Source organism: Mucilaginibacter pineti, assembly GCF_900101875.1.
Taxonomy (GTDB): domain Bacteria; phylum Bacteroidota; class Bacteroidia; order Sphingobacteriales; family Sphingobacteriaceae; genus Mucilaginibacter; species Mucilaginibacter pineti.
In genome coordinates this window covers 35,392-60,612 of record NZ_FNAI01000022.1, presented here as the reverse complement: position 1 = coordinate 60,612, position 25,221 = coordinate 35,392, and the positions used below count along the sequence as shown (strand labels likewise).

24 protein-coding genes and 1 pseudogene are annotated in these 25,221 nt (G+C 43.9%); 11 read left to right on the top strand and 14 right to left on the bottom strand.

Going from position 1 to position 25,221, the window contains the following annotated elements:
• Positions 1 to 129 (top strand): annotated as a pseudogene (locus tag BLS59_RS32350) (PIG-L family deacetylase); the annotation flags it as partial.
• 222 nt (positions 130 to 351) lie between these two features.
• On the opposite strand, the gene ftcD reads toward BLS59_RS32350, so the two are convergent.
• From ftcD to BLS59_RS29040, 5 genes are all read right to left on the bottom strand, one after another.
• A complete protein-coding gene (ftcD, locus tag BLS59_RS29060) occupies positions 352 to 2,037 on the bottom strand; it encodes a glutamate formimidoyltransferase (RefSeq protein ID WP_091156832.1) in 1,686 nt (561 codons plus the stop codon).
• A 217-nt stretch (positions 2,038 to 2,254) separates the two neighbouring features.
• Complete coding sequence (gene hutI / locus BLS59_RS29055) at positions 2,255 to 3,475, bottom strand: imidazolonepropionase (RefSeq protein ID WP_091156829.1); 1,221 nt, start codon at positions 3,473 to 3,475, stop codon at positions 2,255 to 2,257.
• Between the two features lie 219 nt (positions 3,476 to 3,694).
• The gene (hutU, locus tag BLS59_RS29050; protein ID WP_091156825.1) at positions 3,695 to 5,368 is read right to left on the bottom strand and encodes a urocanate hydratase; all 1,674 of its coding nucleotides are present in this window, start codon (positions 5,366 to 5,368) and stop codon (positions 3,695 to 3,697) included.
• On the bottom strand, positions 5,346 to 6,902 hold the full coding sequence (gene hutH, locus BLS59_RS29045; protein ID WP_091156822.1) for a histidine ammonia-lyase: 1,557 nt from the start codon (positions 6,900 to 6,902) through the stop codon (positions 5,346 to 5,348). Before hutH ends, hutU begins: the two co-directional genes overlap by 23 nt.
• Before the next feature lie 4 nt (positions 6,903 to 6,906).
• Positions 6,907 to 7,404 carry a MarR family winged helix-turn-helix transcriptional regulator gene (locus tag BLS59_RS29040; protein WP_091156817.1) on the bottom strand — a complete coding sequence of 166 codons (498 nt, stop codon included), beginning with the start codon at positions 7,402 to 7,404 and terminating at the stop codon, positions 6,907 to 6,909.
• 201 nt (positions 7,405 to 7,605) lie between these two features.
• Here BLS59_RS29040 and BLS59_RS29035 point away from each other — a divergent pair, with 201 nt between their 5' ends.
• Complete coding sequence (locus tag BLS59_RS29035; RefSeq protein ID WP_143014272.1) at positions 7,606 to 8,355, top strand: hypothetical protein; 750 nt, start codon at positions 7,606 to 7,608, stop codon at positions 8,353 to 8,355.
• A gap of 63 nt (positions 8,356 to 8,418) precedes the next feature.
• A complete protein-coding gene (locus BLS59_RS29030) occupies positions 8,419 to 10,290 on the top strand; it encodes a patatin-like phospholipase family protein (protein ID WP_091156811.1) in 1,872 nt (623 codons plus the stop codon).
• A gap of 92 nt (positions 10,291 to 10,382) precedes the next feature.
• Here the strand turns inward: BLS59_RS29030 and BLS59_RS29025 are convergent, their stop codons facing one another.
• Positions 10,383 to 10,895, bottom strand: coding sequence for a YdeI/OmpD-associated family protein (locus BLS59_RS29025; protein WP_091156807.1), 513 nt, complete (start codon positions 10,893 to 10,895; stop codon positions 10,383 to 10,385).
• A 160-nt stretch (positions 10,896 to 11,055) separates the two neighbouring features.
• Between BLS59_RS29025 and BLS59_RS29020 the strand changes: the two genes are divergently transcribed.
• The gene (locus BLS59_RS29020; RefSeq protein ID WP_091156803.1) at positions 11,056 to 11,484 is read left to right on the top strand and encodes a nuclear transport factor 2 family protein; all 429 of its coding nucleotides are present in this window, start codon (positions 11,056 to 11,058) and stop codon (positions 11,482 to 11,484) included.
• Between the two features lie 68 nt (positions 11,485 to 11,552).
• On the opposite strand, the gene BLS59_RS29015 is transcribed toward BLS59_RS29020, so the two are convergent.
• The 5 genes from BLS59_RS29015 to BLS59_RS28995 all read right to left on the bottom strand — a co-directional run bounded on the left by BLS59_RS29015 (position 11,553) and on the right by BLS59_RS28995 (position 16,164).
• Positions 11,553 to 12,212 (bottom strand): GDSL-type esterase/lipase family protein, encoded by a 660-nt coding sequence (locus BLS59_RS29015; RefSeq protein ID WP_091156799.1) that lies wholly within the window; start codon positions 12,210 to 12,212, stop codon positions 11,553 to 11,555.
• Positions 12,213 to 12,216: 4 nt separating this feature from the next.
• On the bottom strand, positions 12,217 to 12,705 hold the full coding sequence (locus BLS59_RS29010; protein WP_091156796.1) for a cytidine deaminase: 489 nt from the start codon (positions 12,703 to 12,705) through the stop codon (positions 12,217 to 12,219).
• A 154-nt stretch (positions 12,706 to 12,859) separates the two neighbouring features.
• Positions 12,860 to 13,279 (bottom strand): hypothetical protein, encoded by a 420-nt coding sequence (locus tag BLS59_RS29005; RefSeq protein WP_091156792.1) that lies wholly within the window; start codon positions 13,277 to 13,279, stop codon positions 12,860 to 12,862.
• A 184-nt stretch (positions 13,280 to 13,463) separates the two neighbouring features.
• On the bottom strand, positions 13,464 to 15,359 hold the full coding sequence (locus BLS59_RS29000) for a DNA topoisomerase IV subunit B (protein WP_091156790.1): 1,896 nt from the start codon (positions 15,357 to 15,359) through the stop codon (positions 13,464 to 13,466).
• Positions 15,360 to 15,471: 112 nt separating this feature from the next.
• On the bottom strand, positions 15,472 to 16,164 hold the full coding sequence (locus tag BLS59_RS28995) for a hypothetical protein (protein ID WP_091156787.1): 693 nt from the start codon (positions 16,162 to 16,164) through the stop codon (positions 15,472 to 15,474).
• A gap of 314 nt (positions 16,165 to 16,478) precedes the next feature.
• Here BLS59_RS28995 and BLS59_RS28990 point away from each other — a divergent pair, with 314 nt between their 5' ends.
• Both BLS59_RS28990 and BLS59_RS28985 read left to right on the top strand, forming a co-directional pair.
• Positions 16,479 to 16,772, top strand: coding sequence for a GNAT family N-acetyltransferase (locus BLS59_RS28990; protein WP_091156784.1), 294 nt, complete (start codon positions 16,479 to 16,481; stop codon positions 16,770 to 16,772).
• Between the two features lie 24 nt (positions 16,773 to 16,796).
• The gene (locus tag BLS59_RS28985) at positions 16,797 to 17,411 is read left to right on the top strand and encodes a class I SAM-dependent methyltransferase (protein ID WP_091156780.1); all 615 of its coding nucleotides are present in this window, start codon (positions 16,797 to 16,799) and stop codon (positions 17,409 to 17,411) included.
• A gap of 135 nt (positions 17,412 to 17,546) precedes the next feature.
• Here BLS59_RS28985 and BLS59_RS28980 read toward each other — a convergent pair whose 3' ends face one another.
• The 3 genes from BLS59_RS28980 to BLS59_RS28970 form a co-directional block, all read right to left on the bottom strand.
• Positions 17,547 to 18,548 (bottom strand): LiaI-LiaF-like domain-containing protein, encoded by a 1,002-nt coding sequence (locus tag BLS59_RS28980; RefSeq protein WP_091156776.1) that lies wholly within the window; start codon positions 18,546 to 18,548, stop codon positions 17,547 to 17,549.
• Between the two features lie 4 nt (positions 18,549 to 18,552).
• The gene (locus BLS59_RS28975) at positions 18,553 to 19,143 is read right to left on the bottom strand and encodes a PspC domain-containing protein (protein ID WP_091156773.1); all 591 of its coding nucleotides are present in this window, start codon (positions 19,141 to 19,143) and stop codon (positions 18,553 to 18,555) included.
• Between the two features lie 178 nt (positions 19,144 to 19,321).
• Positions 19,322 to 20,026, bottom strand: a complete 705-nt coding sequence (locus tag BLS59_RS28970; RefSeq protein WP_091156771.1) for an SDR family oxidoreductase — start codon at positions 20,024 to 20,026, stop codon at positions 19,322 to 19,324.
• A gap of 217 nt (positions 20,027 to 20,243) precedes the next feature.
• Here BLS59_RS28970 and BLS59_RS28965 point away from each other — a divergent pair, with 217 nt between their 5' ends.
• The 5 genes from BLS59_RS28965 to BLS59_RS28945 all read left to right on the top strand — a co-directional run bounded on the left by BLS59_RS28965 (position 20,244) and on the right by BLS59_RS28945 (position 25,017).
• Complete coding sequence (locus tag BLS59_RS28965) at positions 20,244 to 20,975, top strand: MlaE family ABC transporter permease (RefSeq protein WP_091156767.1); 732 nt, start codon at positions 20,244 to 20,246, stop codon at positions 20,973 to 20,975.
• Positions 20,972 to 21,724, top strand: a complete 753-nt coding sequence (locus tag BLS59_RS28960; protein WP_091156764.1) for an ABC transporter ATP-binding protein — start codon at positions 20,972 to 20,974, stop codon at positions 21,722 to 21,724. Before BLS59_RS28965 ends, BLS59_RS28960 begins: the two co-directional genes overlap by 4 nt.
• Before the next feature lie 113 nt (positions 21,725 to 21,837).
• Positions 21,838 to 22,728 (top strand): class I SAM-dependent methyltransferase, encoded by an 891-nt coding sequence (locus BLS59_RS28955; RefSeq protein ID WP_091156761.1) that lies wholly within the window; start codon positions 21,838 to 21,840, stop codon positions 22,726 to 22,728.
• Between the two features lie 122 nt (positions 22,729 to 22,850).
• A complete protein-coding gene (locus BLS59_RS28950) occupies positions 22,851 to 23,918 on the top strand; it encodes a hypothetical protein (protein ID WP_091156758.1) in 1,068 nt (355 codons plus the stop codon).
• Positions 23,919 to 24,051: 133 nt separating this feature from the next.
• A complete protein-coding gene (locus BLS59_RS28945) occupies positions 24,052 to 25,017 on the top strand; it encodes a Gfo/Idh/MocA family protein (RefSeq protein ID WP_091156755.1) in 966 nt (321 codons plus the stop codon).
• Positions 25,018 to 25,221 lie beyond the last annotated feature (204 nt).

Sequence of the window (25,221 nt, the reverse complement as noted above, 5' to 3'; positions counted from 1 at the left end):
CCCGGTGATGATGCCCGTGAGTTTTGGGTACGTGCCGAAGACCGCACCCGTGATACCGCGCAAAGATATGACCGACTTGGCCTTGCTGAATATGAAGCTATGGAGGCGTTTGTGAGGTACAGGTTTTAGTAAATAGTAATGGTTCATAGATCATGGCTAACCACACTCGCGCGGGTTTAGCGTAGCGTAACCCATGTGAAAGCATGATATAAGCTTCCAGCTTATACGGCGGCTGAAAGCCGCAACCATGCCGCGACACGGGCTGAAAGCCCGCGCCAGTAAAATTTCAACAGGAAGGGCGATGAGTTAACCCATCGCCCTTCCTATTAAACCACGTCAGTTAAAATTAAACTAACTAATCTTCGCATTTACCAATTCAATGATCTCGGCCTCAATTGCTATTGCTTTGCGTTCAATTTCATTTCCCTGGTAAATAATATCTACCACAAAATCTTTGTCTTTATAACTTGAGGCATTAACTTTTACATTCATAAAAGCACCAAGGACAGCAGTACGGGCGCAAAGGGCGGCAACTCCCGCATCGGTAACGGAATTTGGGTTGCCAAGCTCCACCATTACCTTTATTACTTCCATGCTATTCAATGCGGTCTGCATTACTTTAAAGGGAATTTCAATGGCATACTTTGTAGCATCCTGAATAGCTTTATCCCTTATCGTCTTTTCCTCATCCGTAGCCTTTGGTAAACCGAAAGCATCCATGATGCGGTTAAAGGAAATAGTATCCATATCAACCAGCGCCATCATTTCGCTTTTGTACGCCTGCGCTTTTTCGGCCCAGTTGCTAAATTCAAGCCAGCGGTTGTCCCAGCCTTTTTTGTGCGAACTAAGGTTGGCGACCATGCCTGCCAATGATGCACCCAACGCGCCCACATAGGCCGCAATAGAACCGCCACCCGGCGCCGGGCTTTCGCTCGCGGTTTCGTCGGCAAAATCATTGAGGGGCATGCTCACCAGTTTACTACCTGCTTTATCTTTCAGTAAATATTCTATAATACGCTCCTGCGGATCAAACGGCCCTAATTCATCCAACCCCATTGATTTTATGGCGATTTTAATGAGCTCCTTTTCACTCACCCCTACCGATCGTTGTTGCTTCTGTAGAAAATACCTGCCTGCATCCAGCATCGCCTTCAGGGGAATTAACCCAACCAACTCACTGCCCGTAACGCGGATGCCCCGATCATTTGCCTTACTGCAAACTTCGTCAAAGGCTTTGTGCACCGGCGTTACCTCAATATTGGTAAGGTTCATGGAGATTTGCGCAACGCCATATTCCTCAATATACCAGCCAATAGCTTTTACCGATTTTAATGAGCCAGGAATTGATTTTGGCTTGCCATGCTCGTCGGTTATAATTTTACCTGTTACCGGGTCACCTTCACGCAGGGTACGACCGGCCTCCCTCACATCAAAGGCAATGGCATTTGCCCTGCGGGTTGATGTGGTATTTAAATTCACGTTATATGCAACCAGAAAATCGCGTGCGCCAATAACAGTAGCCCCGCGCTTAACGTCATTTTCTGCCGGACCATAATCCGGTGCCCACTCGGGTAATTTTATCTTCTTAAAAAAACCTTCATATTCACCGGCACGTATTACAGATAGATTACTCCTGCTCTTATTCGGCTGCGCTTGTTCATATAAATAAACCGGAATGCGCAACTCTTCGCCAACTCGCTGCGCCAGCTTACGGGCATATTCCGCGGTTTCTTCCATGCTGATATTACTGATCGGTATCAGCGGACAAACATCGGTAGCGCCCATCCTCGGATGCTCGCCTTTTTGCTTGCTCATATCAATTAGCTCGCCAGCCTTTTTTATAGCTAAGAATGCTGCTTCAATAACTTTTTCGGGCTCCCCAACAAAAGTAACTACGGTGCGGTTGGTGGCCTTTCCGGGATCAACATTAAGCAATTTTACACCCTCAACGGTTTCCACCGCATTGGTTATCTGTTTAATAATGTCGAGGTTAATACCTTCACTAAAATTGGGTACGCATTCAATTAGTTTTGTCATTGGTAGTAGTAGCCGGTATTTGGGCACCGTTTATAATTTGAAGTTCCTTTGTAAATAACAATAACGTGCCAATAACCAGAAAAGATATTTACTTCTCTGGTTATCAAACACGTTACAATAAGATCAGTCAATAATAATGCAATTTATATAAGTACTTATACATATGCAAATTATTGGCGATATTTTTTATTGATAAAGTGCCAACGTGGCTTAAATCTTACGAATCGGCCGTCCAAACGCTTATAGGCTTTAGTTTTCCCTGCTGATAAAGGATCTCCCGGTGATCGGCACAGGGATAGGCCTGCATATCGGCAAGTTTGCCTTTGGCGAGCGTACCGCGGTCGTTAAGTTTTAAAGCTTGCGCTGCGCGGAAAGTGAGGCCCGCGTAAACCTCGGCGGCGCTGAGTTTTTCGGCGGCGGCCATTACAGCGGCTTGCAGCAGCAGATCGCCCATTGGTGCCGATCCTGGGTTCCAATCGCTGGCAATGGCGAGGCAGGCACCTGCATTAAGTAACTTGCGGGCTGGCGCGTACTGCATCCCCAAACCCAGTGACGCGCCGGGCAAAGTAACGGCTACTGTATCTGATTTTGCAAGCAGATTTATTTCGTAATCACCGCTCGCCTCCAGGTGATCTGCCGATGCAGCCCTTGCTTTAATCGCTACTTCGCTGCCACCTGTAGTGAACTGATCTGCATGAACGGTTACCTCAAAACCCATCTGTTTGGCTTTGGAAAGATAGTAAAGCGCGTCGCTGCTGTTGAAAGCACTTTGTTCAATAAAAATATCTACCCTGTTGGCCAGTCGTTTTTGTTTGATAACGGGCAACAGGTTATTCAAAATATGATTTAGATATTCCTGCGCCGGGCCATCAAAATCTCGCGGAACCATGTGCGCGGCCAAACAGGTTGGTATTAAACCGGCACGGGTTTTCTCCGCCGCGTTTTGTATTGCTTTTAATTGTTTTAACTCGGCATCCATACTTAACCCGTAACCACTTTTTATTTCGATAGTGGTTATACCCTCGGCCAAGTGCCGTTGTACGCGTTGCAATAAAAGATTAGTGAGCGTAGCCTCATCAGCAGCGCGGGTTTGGGTTACAGAATCCCAGATGCCGCCGCCCGATTGTGCAATTTCGAGGTAGGTCTTTCCGCTATTGCGCATGGCATAATCCTTTGCCCGACTGCCGGCAAAACAAATGTGCGTATGGCAATCTACAAAGCCGGGAAGCAGCACATGTTCGCCAATAATTTCCTCAATTTGTGCGGATGGATTGGCTTTTCTTAATTCTTCAAAACTTCTAACGTCCGCTATCAATCCATCATTAACCAACACGCCCCCTTGCGGAATAATGTGCAATTGCTCATCATTCAAAGCACCTTTAAGCGGCAGCCCTGTTAATGGCAATATTTGCGTAAACGGACCGATTAGTTTTTTCATTTACTTTACCCCTTTATAGAAATTTGTCATTGCGAGCGATAGCGTGGCAATCTCCTCGTGCTATTCCACCTCACTAAGCGTGCTGCCTGTCCCGTGAGATTGCTTCGTTCCTCGCAATGACATAGTTCTTTTAAGACTTATGAAGTTTTAAAAACTTCGTAAGTCTCTTACCATTATTACGATGCTTTGAGCTTTTTGCTTTAAGCCCTCAGCTTCCTCCTACCACACCTTCAACCCAAACTTATCTGCCCATTCCTGCGCCTTGTCGTAACCGGCATCGGCATGGCGAAAGATGCCCATTGCCGGGTCGTTGTGTAAAACGCGGGCAAGGCAGGTTGCGGCGCGGTCGGTGCCGTCGGCCAGTACAACCATGCCGGCGTGCTGCGAGTAGCCCATGCCTACCCCACCGCCGTGGTGGAACGAGATCCAGGTAGCGCCGCCCGATGCATTGGCCATCAGATTTAACAATGGCCAGTCCGATACCGCATCCGATCCATCTTTCATGGATTCGGTTTCGCGGTTGGGTGAGGCCACCGAGCCGCAATCCAAATGATCGCGACCTATAACTATAGGGCCTTTTACCTTTCCTGTACGTACCAATTCGTTAAAAAGCAAACCGGCCTTTTCCCTGTCGCCCATGCCCAGCCAGCAAATACGGGCGGGTAACCCCTGGAACGAGATCTTTTCCTGCGCGTTCTTTAACCATTTTATCAGTGGCTTATCTTCAGGGAACAGTTCCATCAGTGCCCTGTCTGTAGTAAAAATATCTTCCGGATCGCCGGATAAGGCTACCCACCTGAACGGGCCCTTCCCCTCGCAAAATAGCGGACGGATATAGGCCGGTGTAAATCCGGGGAAATCAAAGGCGTCCGGCTCGCCTCCCTGCCTGGCAAACTCGCGCAGGTTGTTACCGTAATCAAAGGTTATGGCACCTTTATCCTGCAATTGCAACATGAGGCTAACGTGGCGGGCCATACTTTTCAGGGATAGTTTTTTATATTCAACCGCATCAGCTATGCGCAGGGCAGCCGCTTCGTTCAACGACAGTCCATTTGGGATATAGCCATTAAGCGGGTCATGCGCCGATGTTTGATCGGTTAAAATATCGGGAATAATATTGTCTTTCAGCAGGTGCTCCAGCATATCGCCGGCATCGCTCACCAGGCCAACCGAAAGCGTTTCTTTTTTGGCGATAGCTTCCTTAACCCAGGCAATCGCCTCGTCATAAGAATGTGTTATCCTGTCGATATATTGCGTATCCACCCGTTTTTGAATGCGGGTTTCATCTACATCGGCACCTAAAAACACGCCACCTGCCATAGTCGCGGCCAAGGGCTGTGCACCACCCATGCCGCCTATACCGGCGCTCACGATAAGCTTACCCGCCAGATCGCCGTTAAAATGCTGATTGCCACACTCCACAAAAGTTTCGTAAGTGCCCTGCAAAATACCCTGCGTACCTATGTAAATCCAGCTGCCGGCAGTCATCTGTCCGTACATCATGAGGCCTTTGGCACGTAGTTCGTTAAAATGCTCCCAGTTTGCCCAGGCAGGTACCAGGTTACTATTGGCAATTAAAACACGCGGCGCCTGCGGATGGCTACGGATGATACCAACCGGTTTACCCGATTGCACCAATAGCGAATGATCTTCGTCCAGTTCTAAAAGCAGTTCGATGATCTTGCGTAATGCTTCGGGATTGCGGGCGGCCTGGCCAATACCGCCGTATACTACCAGTTCATCCGGATTTTCGGCAACCTGCCCATCCAGGTTGTTGAGCAGCATACGCAATGGCGCTTCGGTTTGCCAGCTTTTGGCGTGCAGTTTCATGCCGCGCGGGGCCTTGTATACCGGGTGGTTGGCGTAGATATTAATAAATTCCGAACTCGTCATGACTGAGGTTTATATGGTTTTCAACGGCAGCTTCATCGGCAGTAGCCAACAATACGCCATTGGTAATTAGTTGATGTAAATTATTGATATCATCCGCGAAAACACGATCGTCATTTATAAAGGGCACATGCTTGCGAACCAGGCTGTGCAGCGCTTCAATAACCGGGGTTGACTTTAACGGCCTGCGAAAATCCATGGCCTGTGCAGCGTACAGCAGTTCAATAGCCTGGATGTATTCTATATTATCCATCACCTGGTGCAGCTTGCGCCCGCTGATAGAACCCATAGATACATGGTCTTCCTGCCCAAGCGATGTTGGCACACTATCAGCACTGGCCGGGAAACAAAGTGTTTTATTCTCGGTAACCAATGCAGCCGTGGTATACTGCGGAATCATCAGGCCGGAGTTTAGTCCCGCGTTGTGCGTAAGTAATTTGGGCAAACCGTAGCGACCTTCGCTCATGAGGTAACAGCGGCGATCGGCTATGTTACCCAGTTCCGCGGCGGCAACCGTGGCGTAATCCAGCGGCAGGGCCAATGGCTGGCCGTGAAAATTGCCACCGCTAATGGTATCATCGGCATTAAAAATAACGGGGTTATCGGTAACCGAGTTTAGTTCTATCTCGGTAAGTTCTTTTAAATGCAGCCAGGCATTGCGAGATGCACCATGTACCTGCGGCATACAACGCAACGAATACGGGTCCTGCACCCTATCGCAATTGATGTGCGATGTGTTTATCTCCGAGCCATCCAACAAGGTAGATAACCGCTGGGCTACGTGTTTTGTACCCTTAAACGGACGAATGGCATGTAAACGCGCATCAAACGGCCGCGCCGAACCCATCAATCCTTCTAAAGACATCGCGCCTATCAAATCGGCCCGGTTAAGTGCATCATCCAATCGCTGTACCGCTTTTACGGCAAACGACAAAATGAACTGTGTTCCGTTAATCAGCGCGAGGCCTTCTTTTGGGCCTAAAATTAAAGGTTGCAGGTTATGTTTTTTCAACAAAGCCCCGGCAGGTATCGGCTGGTCGTTCTCATAAACTTCGCCTAAGCCTATCAGGGGTAAAAATAAATGCGAAAGCGGCGCCAGATCGCCGGAGGCACCTACTGAACCTTTTTCGGGTACGAGGGGTATAATATCATTATCGATATGCCAGATGATGCGCTCCAATGTTTCCAGCGCCACGCCAGAATAACCCTGCGCCAGCGCCTGCACTTTGGTAATGAGCATCAGCTTGGCTATTTCCTGCGGGATGGGTTTGCCCACGCCTACGCTATGGCTTTTTAAAATATTACTTTGCAGCAGACTGGTATCGGCTTCAGAAATGCGGGTATCGCAAAGCGGACCAAAACCTGTATTAATGCCATAAACCGGGTGCTGCGCGTGTACAATTTTTTCTACCTCGCGCCATGAAGTACGGATGGCTTTTTCTGCATTGGCGTTGATAATGCCCTTGGTTTTACCCGCAGCAATATCAAGGCAAATGCCTATGGTAAGATGGTCTGTGCCATAATTAAATATACTCATGGCTTTATGATTTTGATTGGTTATGAATATTACGGCTAATACGGTTTGCCAGCGGGTATGATTGCAGGGCGCTTTCCAGCGCGGTAATGGCTGGCAAAAGTTCCTTGCAGCCCAGCTCGCTATCCATCATGGCGTTCATGGATAGTTCAACCGCGTCCCAAACAGGTTTTATTTGGGTTAACAGCTCGCGGCCTTTGTCGCTAAAAGTAACTTGTTGTTTTCGGCCATCTGTAGTACTGGTGGTGGTAACTAACAACCCCTTTTGTTTGAGGTTGGTAATAAGCTGACTTGCGGCCGGATGGCTCACCTCTATCTGCTCACTTAACTCTTTAATAGATAAGGTATCATGCTGCGACAATAAATAAAAAACAGGAAACCAGCTGGCCTCAAATTCAATACCTTCCTGCTGGTAAGCACGGTTAATTTCCGATAAAAAAGATTCACTGATCCGCCGTAACCGACTGCCCAAAACCAGGTAACCCAAACGCTGATAAAAATTCATAACGCAATTTATATAAGTACTTATATAAATACAAGTTTTGGAGGAAGAATATTTAGGGGCAGGCGCGGAGTATCGATGCCAGGTTAATTGCATGCGTTAAACTACGTGTTAACACCCTACAAGTCAGGTATTTTTACGCATGTCAATATGTACCAAACACGTTATTTTTATACAAACCGAAATACCTTAATCCTTAACAGCATGGCGAAAGAACAAGTAAACGTACCTGAACCGGCAGCAAAACCTCTTTTTAGTAACACATTAACCGTTTGGATAGGAATTATTACCTCTATTACAACCATCGTGTTAACTATTTATACTACCTCAAATAAAGTACGGCTGGATCAATTGGAAACTGATTTTAAGGATCGGTCTGCCAAGGTGGAAGAATCAAAAGAAAGAGTTGAGCGCTACAAATGGGTATATAGTTTATACAGTGATTTAAATAATACCGATGTAAGAAAGAAAAACTTTACCGTTGGCTTAATAACCCTCGCTCTTAACGACCAGGAATCAAAAAAACTATTTTCGGCTTTGCAAACATCCAATGATACGCTGCTGCAAGGTGTGGGCCAAAGCGGGTTAAAGGCTTTAAAAGCAATAGCGAACAATGACATTGCTGTTCTGGTATCGAAGATAGATACCTCAAATTATAATGAACGGGTAAAAGCCGTTGGTAAACTCGAAAGCGATTATATAGCATCGCCCCCGGCTATAACTATGGTTTTAAACCTGTATAATCCGGATAATATTGTCACGCTATCGCCTGATGGGATCATCAACGGTCTGTACTTTTTAAACCGTACCAATCCAAAAGCCTGGAACCAACAGCAAATAAAACAGGGGCAGGATGTTACCGACCAGATAAAAACCTTAAACCCCGGACCAAATACCCTTAAAGAACTCGCAAAGTTTAATAAGATACTAACGCAAGCAGCAAAGGGCCAATAAAACAATCTTTTTTATCCCAGCTATAATTACCTAAATTTATACAGTCTGCATCATTCAATTTATATGAAGAAGATCCCGCCTCAAAATCTCGCCGCCCAGATCGAACTAAAACCCGATTCGATAAAACCGTTTGAAAACATTGCGCTGGCCTTTTCTGGCGGTGGCTTTAGGGCGGCATCGTTTTCGCTCGGCGTGCTTTCGTTTCTTAATACGGTAACGTTTGACGATGAAACAGATGAACTTGCGGGCCAGGTGCTTTTGCAGCAGGTAAGCTATATGTCGTCGGCCTCGGGTGGTACTATTGCCACCACCTTGTATGCTTTGTATAGCGCCCGGGGAAATAGCTTTGGTACGTTTTACAGTAAACTGCTTACGCAACTTACCGGCGATAATCTGCTTAAAGATTCCCTGAAAAATCTGGCGGGCAAAAAATGCTGGGACAAAACAAGCCACAAAAGCCGAAACATTATTAATGCCTTCGCGCTGGCTTATAATGCCGATTTGTTTGAAGGTGCCACGCTGCAGACCCTTTACCCGGTTGATGTACCTACGGCGCATTTGAAAGAGGTTTGCTTTAACGCTACTGAGTTTTATACCGGCCAATCATTCAGGCAACACGTTAAGCTGGCGCCCGATAAAAAACCCGATCTATCATTTGTATACGGCAACGCCGATATCTACCTTGATAAAGCAGAAGCTGAAAAAATACGCTTGGGCGATGTACTGGCAGCCTCATCTTGTTTCCCGGCGGGTTTTGAGCCGATTGTTTTCCCGGAGGATTTCACTTATAACGGTGGATTAACCGAGGCAGAGCTAAAAAAAGCCGTTCACATGGAGCCGCAAACCGACGATAAGAAGGAAACCAAATTTATAAAAGAAGCGCAGTTTGGTTTAATGGATGGCGGCATAACCGACAACCAGGGACTGCAAAGTTTGATGGATGCCGATAAAAGACGGCTGGAAAAACAAACCGACTTTGCCCCTTTCGACCTGATGCTGGTTAATGATGTGGGCAGTCACTTTATACATCCTTATGAAATACCCAAAGTTAAGAAGGATGGCACACTTACCATAAACAGCACATTTGGTTTGGCGGGTACATTTCTCGTACTGTTTGCCGGCCTGGTATGGTTCGGCATTTGCAAGCATTGCACCTTTGCCGTAATAACAGGATCGCTACTGGCTGCACTGCCTATTATATATGTGGGTGGGATGCTGCTGATTGGTCATTTGCTATTCGGGGCTTCGGAATCATCATCGGGGGTTAACCTGCAGCGGAATTTTACCAAAAAGATCATATCCTTATTACTGAAATATTTTACACAAACTCCCTTAACGGTTATTAAACAGATGCTGGCTGCCAGGGCCGAATCGGTATTGATGCTAAACACCAGTATATTTCTAAAAAGGATACGGCAATTATTGTATGATCAATTTTATGGGTCGCCGCGTTGGGAAAACCGAGGTAAGGGCAACCACGTTTATGACCTTTCTTTTTCAAACGATATTAACCGCGCCAAAAGCCCCGAACCGCCTGAGCTTAACCCAAGCCATGAAATGCAAATTGTGGCACAGGTGGCATTTAATATGGGCACAACCCTTTGGTTTGATAAACAAACCACCGAACAGGAACATTGCGAAGCCTGCCTCATTGCCTGCGGACAATTTACCACCTGCTACAACCTGCTTCAATACACCGAAAGGCTACTGACCAAAAGCACCACAGGCATTTACGATAAAAAATACACAAAGCGTTTACAGCACCTTAAAACCCAACTGCAGGAACATTACGAACATTTTAAGATGGAACCTTTCTTCCTCTACAATCAATCGGGTGTTGGTTTTAACGTGCCGGGCTTTGTTAAGATAACCATGAGAGAGATCCCCATTCCGGATAATTCAAATTACTCGTTAAAGCCAAGGGCGAAGAAGTAAGGAATGGCAATAACATAATGTTAATTTTGTAAAGTCGTTACCTGGCCTGTGAGATTGCTTCGTACCTCGCAATGACATTTCTTTTTATCTGCCTACTCCCTTGCCTTTTTCAGCGCCCTTAACATTTGCGCGTAGTCCATTCTTTTTACCATTGCGTTCACGGTGTGGGCAATGCGGTTATCGCGGGTAGGCTGGGTTTTGGCACTGTCTATCCATTTGGTAAAATAGCCGCGGTGGCTTTCGGTAAGGCTGTTAAAATACTCTTCGGCTTCGGGTTCGTATTCAAAACATTCCAGTAGTTCGAGCGGTACGGCAAATTTAAAATCGTCGTCGGGCTCAAGCTGTAGTTTGAGCATGGCTCCCCGGCCTTTACGCAGGGCCTTGCAGATCTCCTTTTTAAGCGACATAATAAAATTACCCTCGCCCATCGGCATAAGGGCCATGCCAGCTATAGGCAACTCATCAAGTTTTCCTTTTACCCGGAATGATCTTTTATTGCCGGGCTTCATTTGCTGTGCTACATCGGCCGGAATTTCAACGTAGGTCCAGCCGGTTTTTTCGCCTTGTTCAGCGAATTGCAAAATAATGGTATTATAGTCAACCATAGATGGGCTTTAGCGGGTTTATGTTGCTAAGTAATTAAAAAAAAGGGCCACATGTTAAATGATTGTTAAATCGTACAAATTATTGTAATTGTTTGTAACGTAATGGATACTACCGCTGTCTTATGAGTATAAATATAATAATAACCTTAACAACAACAATATGAAAACCTTAAAATCAATCATCCTTGGCTTAGCCTTAATTATAGTGTGTGGAGTTGCAAAAGCAAACGTAACCAACGAAGGCGAATATTTAACAAAAAACTACGCTATCAACACTTATGTTGATGCCATTACCCGCGGTAAAATACAAGGCTTTAATGACGTAATTGATCAGGAAGCAAAATTCACCATGTTACGCGGCAAAAAAGTGTTAAGCTTTACAAAAGGCGAGATAATGGAATCAGTAAAAGTTAACAAAAATGTAGAGCAACAATGTACAACAAGCACCACAATAGTTGAAAGCAACTCTGACCTTGCTGTTGTAAAAGTTGATATGCAGTTTGATGGCTTTGTACGCAGCAACTATGTAACCATTGCCAATACCGGCAAAGGCTGGAAAATAACAAACGTTTACAGCGTTTTCAAGTAAGTTTTAGTTTAGTGTTTAAATGTAAGTAAGTGTAGTCCCCGTCTTTTGGCGGGGACTTTTTTTGTGTTTTATTTTACCAGTGGTTGCAGCACTGCCTGCCATTTATCATACCCTTTTGAATTAAGGTGCAGGTAATCGCCTTTGAACAGGCTGGAATCGGACCGTGTGGTGCCTGGCTTATAAATAGCGGGTACCAGATCAACGTAATGGCTTTTGGGTTTATCTTTAAGATAGTTTTTTATCAGCTCATTGGCCTGCAAAACCACGGCCTCAAATTTTACCCTTGAAGGGCTTGGCTTAATCGACATAAAATAGATTTCTGTTTTAGGTGCTTGCTTGTTGATCATCACCCATAATTTGGCAAACTCATCGGCGACAAACTGGGCTGTTTTGCCATTGGCAATATCATTTTCGCCGGCATAAATAAAAATCTTACGTGCATGATAAGGGAACAGGATATAGGGCGTATAATAATCAACCAATTGCCAAAGCTCGCTGCCGCCAACACCGCGCTTAATGATAGGCTTATCGGCAAAACGTTGTTCCAGATCTCCCCATAAACGGATGGATGAACTGCCGATAAAAAGGATGCCGTTTGGCTTAGGGAAGCTGAGGCTGTCCTGGTGTTTAAATGCCCTTATCTCGTTATCAAAGGGAAAGCCTTGCTGGGCAAACACATTGGCGCTAAAAGCGCAGCCAATTAACAATAAAATCAGTTTCAGTTTCATAGGTTTATGTAGTTAGGCGTTCTTCAAAAAACAAAAATGGCAATTGATTTTCAATCCCCCTGATTACCCAAACGGGACCCTGCTCGGCGTAGAGGATAACTTTTATGGGGTTGTTCTGTTTCTTTTCCACTTCGGCCAGTACCTGGAGGCATGAACCGCAGGAGGTTACCGGCTTTGTTAATTCAAATTCGTTGGTTTGCGCGGTAATGGCCATAGCCTCAACAGGATCATCCGGGTGATTGGCTCCCCAGTAAAACAGTGCCACCCGCTCGGCACACAGGCCCGAAGGGTAGGCCACATTCTCCTGGTTACTGCCATAAATTATTTTGCCGCTTTGCAAACGCAGCGCCGCCCCCACCCTAAATTTTGAATATGGCGAGTGCGAATTTTTCATTGCCTCCGTCGCTTCCAGGCAAAGTTCATAATCGGTTTTATCGAGTTCTTTTATAGAATGGTATTCTTCAAAAGCTATTTTTATTTCGTGGTTGATCATTGCCTCACCTTGCCCTCTCCAAAGGAGAGAGTTCTTTTAATTGTTTATAAAAAAGTATATACCTCGATTATTTAATAACGGGGTATACAAGGTAAGGAATTTTTTGGAAATATGTTTGATTTTGTATAGACGAATATTGCTTCCCACGATATGACTACGAACGGAAAGAGACACAAATATGTGTCTCTACATTTAATTTAAAAACTTCCAGAATTTGCCCCCCCTCTTCGGAACTTATAGCCAGCGTATCCTTTATAAAATATACATTAGCATTAAAAGTGTAATCTTCATAATATATTTTTATAGAGTCTCCGCGGGTCGAATACCTATAGCTTTTCATTTGCTCAACATAATAGATTGAATCCTTTCTGATATCGAAAGTTGCATTCTCCGTACGGCCGTCTGTCCAAATTCCAATTAATTTATTGTTTACTGGCGATAAAGAATCCTTTACAGTAACAGTATTCTTGCTTTCAGAATTTCCTGATGTATCATGCAATCCTTTGCTTTTATCGACTGGACTGTTACATCCGTAACAACATAATACAGCGAGCAAAAAAAATATTCTTTTCATTGAGATGCTTAGGCATCATTGCAAGCTATGAAGCAATCCCAAACTTACAGAGCGAACTTTAAAAGTGGCTCTACTAATCAGGGATTGCTTCGCGCAATAACGTGTGTTTTATTGATTGCTATTATTAATTTCTATTTATCAAAAATCCCATAGTCAAAATAGTCCCACAGTCCAATAATCTCTTTTACACCGCTACCGGCAACGCTACACCATCCACCTCTTCGGCAATCAGCGGGTTAATGCTTTCATCATCTTTTTCAACACGCAGGTTGTTTACAATGTGCATTTGACGGGCTGGGGTATTTTTGCCCATGAAATATTCAAGCAGACCTTTTATGTTGGCGTCCTTCAATATCACCGGATCAAGGCGAATATCTTTGCCTATAAATAAGCCAAACTCATCGGGCGAAATTTCACCCAGCCCTTTAAAGCGGGTTATTTCGGGCTTGTTGCCTAATTTGGCTATCGCGTTGCGGCGCTCTTCGTCGCTGTAGCAATAAATGGTTTCCTTTTTATTACGCACCCTGAACAGCGGCGTTTGCAAAATAAATACGTGACCGGCCTTCACCAGGTCGGGGAAAAATTGTAAAAAGAAGGTCATCAGCAACAGGCGGATGTGCATACCGTCCACATCGGCATCGGTAGCTATCACAATGTTGTTATAACGCAGTGCATCAAGGCCATCCTCAATGTTAAGGGCGTGCTGCAACAGGTTAAATTCTTCGTTTTCGTAAACCACTTTTTTGGTTAGTCCGTAGCAGTTAAGCGGCTTTCCTTTTAAGCTAAACACGGCCTGGGTTTGCACATCGCGAGATTTGGTGATGGAACCCGAGGCCGAATCGCCCTCGGTAATAAATAAGGTAGTATCCTGGCGGCGCTCGTGCGTATCTTCAAAATGCAGCTTACAATCGCGCAGTTTACGGTTATGTAACGATGCTTTTTTGGCGCGCTCATTAGCCAGTTTTTTGATACCGGCAATATCCTTACGCTCCCGTTCCGATTGCAAAATGCGTTTTAGCAGCGCATCTGCAACGGCGGTATTTTTATGCAGGTAATTATCCAGTTCTTTTTTTAGGAAATCGTTGATAAAACCACGAACTGATGGCCCATCCGGTCCAATATTTTGCGAACCCAGCTTGGTTTTGGTTTGCGATTCAAATACCGGCTCCTGTACCTTTATAGCAATGGCAGCCACAATAGATGCACGGATATCGGCTGCGTCAAATTCTTTTTTGTAAAACTCGCGCACCGTTTTTACCACTGCCTCGCGAAAGGCAGCCTGGTGTGTACCGCCCTGCGTAGTATTTTGTCCGTTTACGAAGGAATAATATTCCTCGCCGTAAGCCTGCCCGTGGGTAAGGGCTATTTCAATATCCTCGCCTTTTAGGTGGATGATGGGGTAACGCAGGGTTTCCACATCGGTATTGCGGGTAAGCAGGTCATAAAGCCCGCGTTCCGAAAAATATTTTTGACCGTTAAAGTTTAGCGTAAGGCCCGAATTAAGGAACACATAGTTCCATATCATGCTCTCTACAAACTCGGGGATAAACCTGTAGTGCCTGAAAATGGTATCATCCGGTATAAAGTTTATAGCAGTGCCATTGCGTTGGGTAGTTTCCTTTTCGGCTTCATCACGTATCAGTTCTCCTTTGGCAAATTCGGCCAGTTTAGTGCGGCCGTCGCGGTATGATTGTACGATGAAATTGTTCGACAGCGCGTTTACCGCCTTGGTACCCACACCATTTAACCCTACCGATTTTTGGAAGGCTTTACTATCGTACTTACCACCGGTATTTATCTTAGATACGCAATCTATCACTTTACCCAAGGGAATACCACGACCGTAATCACGTACAGAAACCTTATGATCGCTCATGCTTACCTCAATGGTACGGCCGCTGCCCATCACAAACTCATCTATAGAGTTGTCAATGATCTCCTTTAGCAATACATAAACGCCATCGTCATAAGCCGAGCCATCGCCCAGCTTACCAATGTACATACCGGGGCGTAAACGGATGTGCTCTTTCCAATCGAGCGAGCGGATGCTATCTTCACTATAATTAACTGGTTCTGCCATTTATAAAGTAGATTTTTTAAAACGGGCGCAGTACTGCACCTAATTGCAAAAATATACTTTCGGCATTGAACTTTTGGTTCAAAACTGTCAACTTATTAACATTTGAGCATTATCATTTAAACTTGAGGCAGTTACTGGCCTTATCGATGTTTTTGAAAAATTCGGGATCTTTTTCGTTAGTGAAGTAAACTACCATGATGGTACCGGTATGGTTGCGTTGCAAGGTAAGCAGCAAAGCATACTTATAATGTTTTGTTGATGGCATATCTACCAGGTTAAGTAAATATGACCTGCCCGCATCAGCATTGTAACGGGACAGTACATTTGCGGGTATGGTGCGGATAAAAAAATTGGGATCGCCGGCAAATGCAGTGGCCTGGGCCTTGCCCATTTCTATGTATAACGAATCGGGATTGGCTACTTTACGGATATTATCGTCCTTGGAGGCCTCATAACTGGCGTAATTTTCCTTTTGCGATTTTACCTGGAACCATACTTCAAAATCCTTATCGGGAATTTCCATGGCGTAATCATATGAAAAATCTTCATCGTTCATAGCCGAAATCTCACTGAAGCCCTTGGGAGGGCTGAAAACCGCACCAGCCCGCGTTACCAATTGCATAAAATCTTTATACTGATTGCTCACAGGAGCTGTAATTTTTTGTTTCGCATGCATACCTATGGGTTTCTTTTTAAGCCCGGCATATACCTGCTGTTGCTTTACCTGCGCGGTAGCACCGGTAACACAAAACAAAAGCAATGCTTTTATTAAAATGCGCTTAAATTGATACTCAATAGTTTTCATTATAGGATGAAACAAGGGGCGTTTCTACTGTAATTCTATACAAATAGATGCACAAGTCAAAATTAATTAAAATTAAAAACACAAACAACTAAGTTAAAATCAGATACTTAACCAACTTACAGCCTTATAAACGTAAGATCAACCTATTTATTTGACCAATACCTGTAATAGTTCAGGAATAATTCAAACAAAGTTATTTTATACAAACTATGTGTTGTTTTTAAATTTAACAAAATAATTTAAAAAGTTGAAGTAACTTAAAGCAAAAGCAACTGTTTAATTTTTTTTATTGGATTATATTTACAGTTACAAATATGAAATACGAAGACATCCCGCTTATAAATAACATTGACGCACATAATTTTGAATTAGCTGTCGATGGTGTAGTATCATTTATTGACTATAAACAAAAAGGCGATAAGATATACCTCATACACACGGAAGTGCCCCAAGAAATGGAAGGCCATGGTATCGCGGCAGCCCTTGTTGAAAAAACATTTATTTACCTGGAGCAGCATAATTTAAAAATAATTCCGCTTTGTGTTTACATTGTGGCTTTTTTAAAACGCCATCCCGAGTGGAGCCGCTTGCTTGCCGTACATGATTAGTCCGGTCTTTAAAAACATTATTCTATGCAAAATAACCTTCAGCAAATATTTGGCAACATTGACATTTACCTGTTTGATCAATTGCTGAAAGGGCGCTTTAATGGCTGCCGAACCGTACTGGATGCAGGCTGCGGAGGTGGGCGCAACCTGGTTTATTTTTTGCAGAATGGTTTTGAAGTTCACGGTATAGATCAAAGCGCAGAGGCCGTTGAAGCGGTTAAACAACTATCAACCACGCTGGCGCCGGCTAATGGTTTAGCCAATTTTTCCATATCCGGGGTTGAGGATATGCCTTTCGAGGATAACTTTTTCGACTTGGTGATTTGTAGTGCAGTATTGCACTTTGCACATAACCAACAGCATTTCGATAGTATGATGCAATCGCTTTGGCGCGTGTTAAAACCCGGCGGCTTTCTGTTTGCCAGACTGGCATCTGATATAGGTATCGAAAACCTCGTAAAAAGCAATGGCAACGGCCGATACCAACTGCCCGACGGCTCCGAACGTTTCCTGGTGAACCAGCAAACACTAGTTAATTATACCCGCCAATTAGGCGGCACACTTTATGAGCCTATAAAAACCACCAACGTGCAAAACCTGCGGTGTATGACAACATGGTGTGTGAGGAAGAACTTTTAGATGTGCAGATTTCAAATGTGCAGATATGCAGATGAGGAATTAAATATGCAGATGAAATCAGCCCACAAAAAAAACCGCCCCGGGATTACTCCTGGGGCGGCCATAAATATATGGTAGTACTGTCCCGGTAAATGTTTAGTACCTGTTCACTTTAAAATCAGATACAGCGCCGCTCATGTGGATGTATATTTTGTTTTTTGCTGCATCAAAACCGGCTGTTTGGTAAAGGTTATTATCTTTTTTAATAAACCCTTCAAACTCGTTTGATGACAAGCCCGAATTTGTACGAATGCTACATGCGGCGTCTTTTGGTATGCTGAAATTTATTTCAGACACTCCTGTTGAAATCTCAACATTGGTAGCCACCAAAGGATTGCCCAGCTTTACATTGAATGATGCTGCACCACCCTTTAAAGTTACATTTTTTACTTTGAATTTTGTCAAGTCGAAATCCAATTTTGTTGCACCGGTTTCTACATTAAATTCATAAACCGGGTTAGGGTTAAGTTTAATAATAGCTTCGTTTGATTTGTTATCATCCGAATCAAAATGCCAGCCTTTATTATTGTTTTTCATGCGCAGGTTTAATACTGTAACAGAATCATCTTTATTGCTGTTAAACTCGTATTTGCCATAAAACTCTTTGGTTGATGCGGTGAAAAGTTTACTGGTGGTATCGTTAAGGGTGTAGGTTGTGCCACCGCCGTTAATGTTAAGGCGTACCAGCTTATCATCAGTAGCGTTATAATCTTTATTAAACATGCTGCTACCTTCAATTTTCACTACACTGCTATCGGCGCTTGTGCTATCACTGTCGTCATTATCATCATCGCTGTTGTTATCATTATCATTGTTGTAATGAAAATTGTAAACGCCAGGCCAAAAATTATAACGATTGCTAAAGTTACCAAACACCAGCAAGGCAAAACCTGCAACAACCACGCTTAGTTTTATAATAGTTGCCAACGGCGACCGATTGCCTGCAAATACCAGGTTAACACCGCCCATTATTAAAAAGATAGGCCAAAGGTGTAAGATGTTCATCCAGTGAAAATCAATAACATCAAAGTTGTTAAGCAACAGTATAGCACCTATACAAGCAAGGATGGCTCCGGGGATTAATTTATCGTTTCTCATGATCTTAGATAGTTGGAGGAGTGGTATCTTTTAAATTATCATCCTGTGTAAAAGTAGCTTCTTTTTTCACGGTATCATCGGCAGCGGGGGCCTGGCTGGCATCTGCGTTCCAGTTATCCTCTTCCCATGGCTTTTTCTTTTGGCCCGATACAATAAGCGCTAAACCTGCAAATACTATTACTGCGGGCCATAACCTGCCCAAATGTAAAAAGGCAAACAAGCGCAGCTCATGCAGCAGGAACGATGCACCTATCAGTATTAATATCACCCCTATAAAAAGGCCGGTATTTGACTTCTTTTTAGGCGGCATCTGGTCAAAGCCAAATGGTTGCTGAGGCGGCGTGCTGCTAAACGGATTAAACGGATCTTGATTTGGTACGCGGTAATCAACACCAGGGTTAAAAAAGTTGTAGCCTTTTTTTGGTAATACTACCCATAGTACAAGGTAAACCAAAAAGCTGCTGCCTCCTACAAAAAGCGTAATCAAAAATATTGCTCTTATAATGGCAATGTCGGCATCAAAGTAGTCGGCAAGGCCAGCGCAAACACCGCCTATAACTTTTCGGTGTTCGTCGCGGTAAAGTTTCTTTTCCATAATTTATTTAAGATATCGTTCAAGTTTGTGTTTGTTTGATGATATAAAAGTACGGCGGACGGCTAAACTAACCTATATAATATAGGTTAGTACGGGTAACAAGTCGGTGAATTGCCGGGTTTTGGCGGTGAAAATCCCCGGTAAAAAACCGCCGGCTATCTAATATTATCAAATGCTTTTATACCTGACCGGGAGCGGGTTTAATAATTATCTCATCCACGTTAGCGCCTGGACTCATTCGGTAAATATTGATAATTGCCGATGCTATATCTTCTGGCAGCACCATGGTGTTTTTATCTACCACGGCATCTTTCCATGAATCCGTTAACGTAGATCCGGGAATTACAGCCGTTACCTTCACGCCATGTTCCTGCAGTTCAAGCCGCATTACCTTGGTTAAGCCCAGCAGTGCGTATTTTGTTACACTGTAAGTACCAGCTTGGGGTATGGGGTTTAAGGATGCTACAGAACATATATTAAAAAAGTGTCCGGTGCGGGCGGCCATCATGGCTTTACCAAAAAAACGATACAGCTCATAAGTAGGCATAAGGTTGGTATTCAGTTGTTTTTCAAAACTGCCGGCCTCATCATCCAATATGCTGGAGTAAATATACATGCCCAGGTTGTTCACCACGATATCAATAAAGCCCAGTTGCTGTTGCGCGGCGGTGGCAAATTTTAGCAGTTGTTCCCTGTTGCTTCCATCGGCCTGCATGGCAAAAACCTCAATATCGGGGTTGATGATTTGCAGTTCATTTTTAAAATCCAATAATTCTTTTTCATTTCGAGAACAAATTGCCACGTTTATTCCTTCATTAGCAAGAGAAATTGATATAGCCCTGCCCATACCTTTTGTTGAGCCTGTAATAAGAGCGTTCTTCATGGTTTATGTGTATGTGTTTCGGTTAAACAAATTTTAAACAGCACGGCATAAAGCAGCGCTGATTTTTTTTGATATAAAATAAAGCTTTTAAGCGCCAATTTTCGTATGCATAAATTGGTACCGTATAAAAATGTGTTTTTTAAAGGTAATTCAATATACGGCAATCGGTAAAGGTTAATTTAAAAATGTAATTTTATCCAATTTTTAATAGATAACAATGTTTGATAGTTTAGGAAAATATGTGCTCCTGCTTAGTTTAAGCTTTCGCAGGCCCGAAAAGTTTAAGGTTTATTGGGCCGAAGTTATGCGCGAAATGGTATCCGTAGGCATCGGCTCGCTGGGTATCATCAGTATCATATCGGTATTTATAGGTGCGGCAACCACCATACAGGTGGCTTTCCAGTTATCAAGCCCGCTGGTGCCCCTTAGTATTGCGGGTAAAATTGCACGCGATTCAACCATTCTTGAATTTAGCCCTACCATATCCTCGCTGGTTTTAGCGGGCCGTGTGGGGTCAAGCATTGCGTCGCAAATAGGCACTATGCGTGTAACCGAGCAAATAGATGCATTGGAGATCATGGGTGTAAATGCCCCCGGGTATCTCATAGCACCCAAGATAATTGCCGGTGTAACCATGGTTCCGTTGCTTATCATAGTATCTATCACTTTAGGCATTACAGGCGGTTACATCGCTTGTTTAGCATCTGGCGATATCACTCCTGCTGATTACATTGCAGGTGTACATGATGGTTTCGACGGACTTACCATTAGGGTTGCCTTAGTTAAAGCTGTTGTTTTTGGATTTATTATCGCTTCAATTTGTGCTTATCAAGGGTTTTATACTTCGGGCGGTGCGCTTGAAGTGGGCCAGTCGGCTACCAAAGGTGTTGTATACAGCTGCGTGATGATATTATTTGCCGACCTTGTTATTACCCGTATAATGTTATGATTGAGATTAAGGATATTTTTAAAACATTTGGCGAAAACGAAGTACTTAAAGGTATCAGCGCCACTTTTCAAACGGGTAAAAACAATTTAATCATAGGCGGTTCTGGTTCTGGTAAAACAACCTTACTTAAATGTATTGTAGGTTTACATGAACCAACCAAAGGCGAGGTTTTTTTTGATGATGAAAATTTCACTACCATGGATTTTACCCAGCGCGTACCTATCCGTACGCAAATTGGTATGCTTTTCCAAAACTCGGCCCTGTTTGATTCCATGACGGTTGAAGAAAACATTTTGTTTCCGCTTAACCTGTTCACCAATCAATCGCAATCCGAAAAGCTCGATCGTGCAAACTTTTGCCTGGAACGCGTTAACCTTACCGGTAAAAACAAACTGTATCCTTCAGAACTATCTGGCGGGATGAAAAAACGCGTGGGTATTGCCCGCGCCATATCTATGCAACCCAAATACCTGTTTGTTGATGAACCCAACTCTGGCCTCGATCCGCAAACTTCCATCCTCATAGATGACCTGATAAACGAACTCACCGACGAATACAAAATAACAACCGTTATAGTTACCCACGATATGAACTCGGTTATGGGCATTGGTGATCATATTGTGTTTTTACACCAGGGTAAAAAATGGTGGGAAGGCAGCAACAAAGAAATTGCCCACACCGATAACAAGGAACTTAACGACTTTGTATTCGCGAGTAAATTCATGCAGGCGGCTAAGAGTAAGCTGTAGATTTTTTGTCCGAAAGTCGGGTGTCCGAAAGTCCGAAAGAAAAATTAACTTTGCGCCATTAACCAAAGCTTACGGACTTCCGGACTTTTCGGACTTCCGGACATTAAAAAAAAATGATCCAACTATTAACTCCAACGCACTGGAAAGATTACGAGCTGATTGATTGCGGCGATTTTGAAAAGCTGGAGCGTTTTGGCAATACCATACTCATACGCCCCGAACCACAGGCGGTTTGGAGCAAAAGCCTGCCCCAGGCAGATTGGCAGCGCTTACACCATATTAAATTCAAAGGCCGTTCGGCCACCGCGGGCGACTGGGTAAAAAAAGATCCAAAAACTCCCGACCGCTGGCATATCGAATATAAAAATAACGACGCGGCTATAAAGTTCCGTTTAGGTTTAACCTCGTTCAAGCACCTCGGTATTTTCCCCGAGCAGGCTGTTAACTGGGATTTTATCACCCAAAATATAAAACACTTTAAAACACCGCAGCCAAAAGTACTTAACCTATTTGCTTACACTGGCGGGGCCTCGCTTATAGCACAGGCTGCCGGTGCCGATACCACACACGTTGATTCTATTAAACAAGTAGTTACCTGGGCAAATGAAAACCAGGAAATCTCGGGTTTAAAGGATATCCGCTGGGTGGTTGAGGATGCCTTGAAATTTGTAAAGCGCGAACTTAAACGTGGTAAAAAATACAACGGCATCATTCTTGATCCGCCGGCTTATGGCAACGGCCCTAACGGCGAAAAATGGAAACTGGAAGATAACATCAACGAAATGATGGCCGATGTAATTCAACTGCTCGACCCGGAAGAACATTTCCTGATCCTGAACACTTACTCGCTGGGATTTTCATCGGTAATTATTGAAAATCTTATAAAAAGCGCATTTCCCAAAGCAGAGAATCTGGAAATTGGCGAACTTTATTTGCAGGCCACAGCTGGTCCCAAACTTCCACTTGGTGTTTTTGGAAAGTTTCATAAAGTTAAAAGTAATTAATTTTCAATATCTATATTTGCGCCAAACTAAACCGCCTTTTGTTGCTTTATAAGTAGCTGAAAATAAGTTTATATTTACGATACATCTTACACACACCTGCCATTTACTGATCATCATTACACATGAAATTAAAACACGTCCTACTATCTGCCACCCTGCTCTTATCATCACTTGTAATATTACCCAGCTGCTCACAAGGCGGCAGTACTGCAAAAACAGATAGTAAGAAACCTAAAACCGCTGCCGACTCGGCCAAAGCCGAAGAAGCCGACACCCTTAGCGTTAAAAAATCGGGCTATCCGCCAATTGATAAAGCTAAGTATGATGAACTAATGAAATTTAACGCCCATGGCGATACTACCGGCAGATGGCCTGTTAAAGGTGCCCCATACCCAGAAGGCGGCGCCATTTTACCATACAAACGGGTTGTTGCTTTTTACGGTAACCTTTACTCTAAAAAAATGGGTATCCTGGGCGAATTACCGCCAAATGAAATGCTTGCCAAACTAAAAGGCGAAGTAAAACATTGGGAAAAGGCTGATCCTAAAACACCTGTACAGCCTGCCCTGCACTACATTGCCGTAGTTGCCCAGGGCGATGGCGGTAAAGACGGAAAATACCGTTACCGCATGCCGTTTAAACAGATAGATAGTGTATTGGTATTAGCCAAAAAAGCACATGCCATTGTATTTTTAGATGTGCAGGTTGCTTTAAGTAACATCCAGGCCGAGCTGCCGTTGTTCCAGAAATATTTAGAAATGCCGCAGGTACATTTTGGTATGGACCCTGAATTTTCTATGAAAGATGGCACCAAGCCTGGTAAAAAAATAGGCACTTATGATGCTGCCGATATTAACTATGTATCAAACTACCTGGCCAATATTGTACGCAAAAATGGCTTGCCTCCAAAAATTTTGGTAGTACACCGTTTCACCAAAAAAATGGTGACCAACTACAAAAACATCAAACTGCATAAAGAAGTACAACTGGTTATGGATATGGATGGCTGGGGCGAGCCTGATCTTAAAACCGGTACTTACCGCTACTTTATTAACCAGGAGCCGGTACAGTTTACAGGCTTTAAATTATTCTACAAAAACGATATTAAGAAAGCACCTCACCATATGTTAACACCAGAGGAAGTTTTATCAAGATACAAACCTTACCCTATTTACATTCAGTACCAATAGTTTTTAGGTCGAAAGTATTAAGTTTGAAGTCTTAAGTCGGGGAATATATTTTCCAGATTTAAGACTTTTTACTTTTAATAACCTCGGTTTTCCTGCTCAGAACACCTGACTTAGGAACCCAAGACTTCGAACTATGATTAAATGGGGTGTAATAGGTTGCGGGCGCATTGCGCACAGGTTTATGCAAGGCTTTGCGGCAGTGCCCGATGCGGAGATGGTTGCTTCGTGGTCGCGCAGGGTAGTGACTGTTAATGCCTTTGTTGAACAATACGGAGGCAAGGCCTGCGCAAGTATAGATGAATTGCTGGCCTGCGATATTGACGCGGTTTATATAGCTACCCTACCCGATAGCCACGCGGCTTACAGCATTGCCGCTCTTAAAGCGGGTAAACACGTGCTTTGCGAAAAACCTGCCACTGTAAATCAAGTCGAACTGATACAGGTTATTGCCGTAGCCAAAGAAACCAACCTGCTTTTCATGGAAGGCATGAAACCTCCTTTCTATCCATTATACACACGCTTAAAAGAGCACTTAATTAACGATCCAATCGGGCCAATCGGCTACCTACGCGCCGGATCCTCGGTAGCCGATTGCCCGCCCGATCATCCAAATTACAACCTCGATCTTATTGGCGGAAGCCTCATGCAGATAGGCATTTATGAGGCTTACCTGGCAATCGACTGGCTTGGCGATCTGCAAGATGTGCAGGCAATGGGCCGCTTTGGCGAAACCGGGATAGATATGTTTGCGATATTTCAAACCAAACACGCGGGTGGCTTTGCCCAGCTTTACGCCGGTTTTGATTTGCACGGCAAAGGCGACGCGTTGATAGCCGGTACCCTGGGTCACATAACTATTCATAAAAACTGGTGGAACCCCGCAAAAGCAATAATAAATTATCTGGACGGCCGCACCATTGTAATTGACGAACCTTTTACCAGCGGTGGGTTAAATTACGAGATCGATCATTTTTGCAACCTTATAAAAACCGGCGCTATTGAAAGCCCTATTGTTAGTCACCAAATGTCGTTACAGATGATTGATATGATTGACAAAGCAAGGGCACTGATTGGATTAAGGTATCCATCGGAGGGGTAAGACAACCATTGTAAATAAAAGGTTGTCATTTCTAAGTTTTGTATGGCATAATCCCCCCTTCCCAAAACCTTAACACCAAATTAGTTTAGCATTAATACGCAATGCTTACTATTGCGCTGCAATACACAGATAGCACGGCTTCATGGCGTACTTTCAGGTAACAATTACCACGCAAACGTTTGTAATTCACTTGTGTTAAAGCAA

Coding starts and splice junctions, on each gene's coding strand:
- BLS59_RS28980 (WP_091156776.1), bottom strand. CDS start 18,548: ATGAGAAACGATAAATTAATCCCCGGAGCCATCCTTGCTTGTATAGGT.
- BLS59_RS29040 (WP_091156817.1), bottom strand. CDS start 7,404: ATGAATTTTTATCAGCGTTTGGGTTACCTGGTTTTGGGCAGTCGGTTA.
- BLS59_RS28950 (WP_091156758.1), top strand. CDS start 22,851: ATGAAATTAAAACACGTCCTACTATCTGCCACCCTGCTCTTATCATCA.
- BLS59_RS29015 (WP_091156799.1), bottom strand. CDS start 12,212: ATGAAACTGAAACTGATTTTATTGTTAATTGGCTGCGCTTTTAGCGCC.
- BLS59_RS28990 (WP_091156784.1), top strand. CDS start 16,479: ATGAAATACGAAGACATCCCGCTTATAAATAACATTGACGCACATAAT.
- BLS59_RS28995 (WP_091156787.1), bottom strand. CDS start 16,164: ATGAAAACTATTGAGTATCAATTTAAGCGCATTTTAATAAAAGCATTG.
- BLS59_RS29025 (WP_091156807.1), bottom strand. CDS start 10,895: ATGGTTGACTATAATACCATTATTTTGCAATTCGCTGAACAAGGCGAA.
- BLS59_RS28965 (WP_091156767.1), top strand. CDS start 20,244: ATGTTTGATAGTTTAGGAAAATATGTGCTCCTGCTTAGTTTAAGCTTT.
- BLS59_RS29020 (WP_091156803.1), top strand. CDS start 11,056: ATGAAAACCTTAAAATCAATCATCCTTGGCTTAGCCTTAATTATAGTG.
- BLS59_RS28975 (WP_091156773.1), bottom strand. CDS start 19,143: ATGGAAAAGAAACTTTACCGCGACGAACACCGAAAAGTTATAGGCGGT.
- BLS59_RS28985 (WP_091156780.1), top strand. CDS start 16,797: ATGCAAAATAACCTTCAGCAAATATTTGGCAACATTGACATTTACCTG.
- hutU (WP_091156825.1), bottom strand. CDS start 5,368: ATGACGAGTTCGGAATTTATTAATATCTACGCCAACCACCCGGTATAC.
- ftcD (WP_091156832.1), bottom strand. CDS start 2,037: ATGACAAAACTAATTGAATGCGTACCCAATTTTAGTGAAGGTATTAAC.
- BLS59_RS29005 (WP_091156792.1), bottom strand. CDS start 13,279: ATGAAAAGAATATTTTTTTTGCTCGCTGTATTATGTTGTTACGGATGT.
- BLS59_RS29035 (WP_143014272.1), top strand. CDS start 7,606: ATGGCGAAAGAACAAGTAAACGTACCTGAACCGGCAGCAAAACCTCTT.
- BLS59_RS28955 (WP_091156761.1), top strand. CDS start 21,838: ATGATCCAACTATTAACTCCAACGCACTGGAAAGATTACGAGCTGATT.
- BLS59_RS28960 (WP_091156764.1), top strand. CDS start 20,972: ATGATTGAGATTAAGGATATTTTTAAAACATTTGGCGAAAACGAAGTA.
- BLS59_RS29000 (WP_091156790.1), bottom strand. CDS start 15,359: ATGGCAGAACCAGTTAATTATAGTGAAGATAGCATCCGCTCGCTCGAT.
- hutI (WP_091156829.1), bottom strand. CDS start 3,475: ATGAAAAAACTAATCGGTCCGTTTACGCAAATATTGCCATTAACAGGG.
- BLS59_RS29010 (WP_091156796.1), bottom strand. CDS start 12,705: ATGATCAACCACGAAATAAAAATAGCTTTTGAAGAATACCATTCTATA.
- hutH (WP_091156822.1), bottom strand. CDS start 6,902: ATGAGTATATTTAATTATGGCACAGACCATCTTACCATAGGCATTTGC.
- BLS59_RS29030 (WP_091156811.1), top strand. CDS start 8,419: ATGAAGAAGATCCCGCCTCAAAATCTCGCCGCCCAGATCGAACTAAAA.
- BLS59_RS28970 (WP_091156771.1), bottom strand. CDS start 20,026: ATGAAGAACGCTCTTATTACAGGCTCAACAAAAGGTATGGGCAGGGCT.
- BLS59_RS28945 (WP_091156755.1), top strand. CDS start 24,052: ATGATTAAATGGGGTGTAATAGGTTGCGGGCGCATTGCGCACAGGTTT.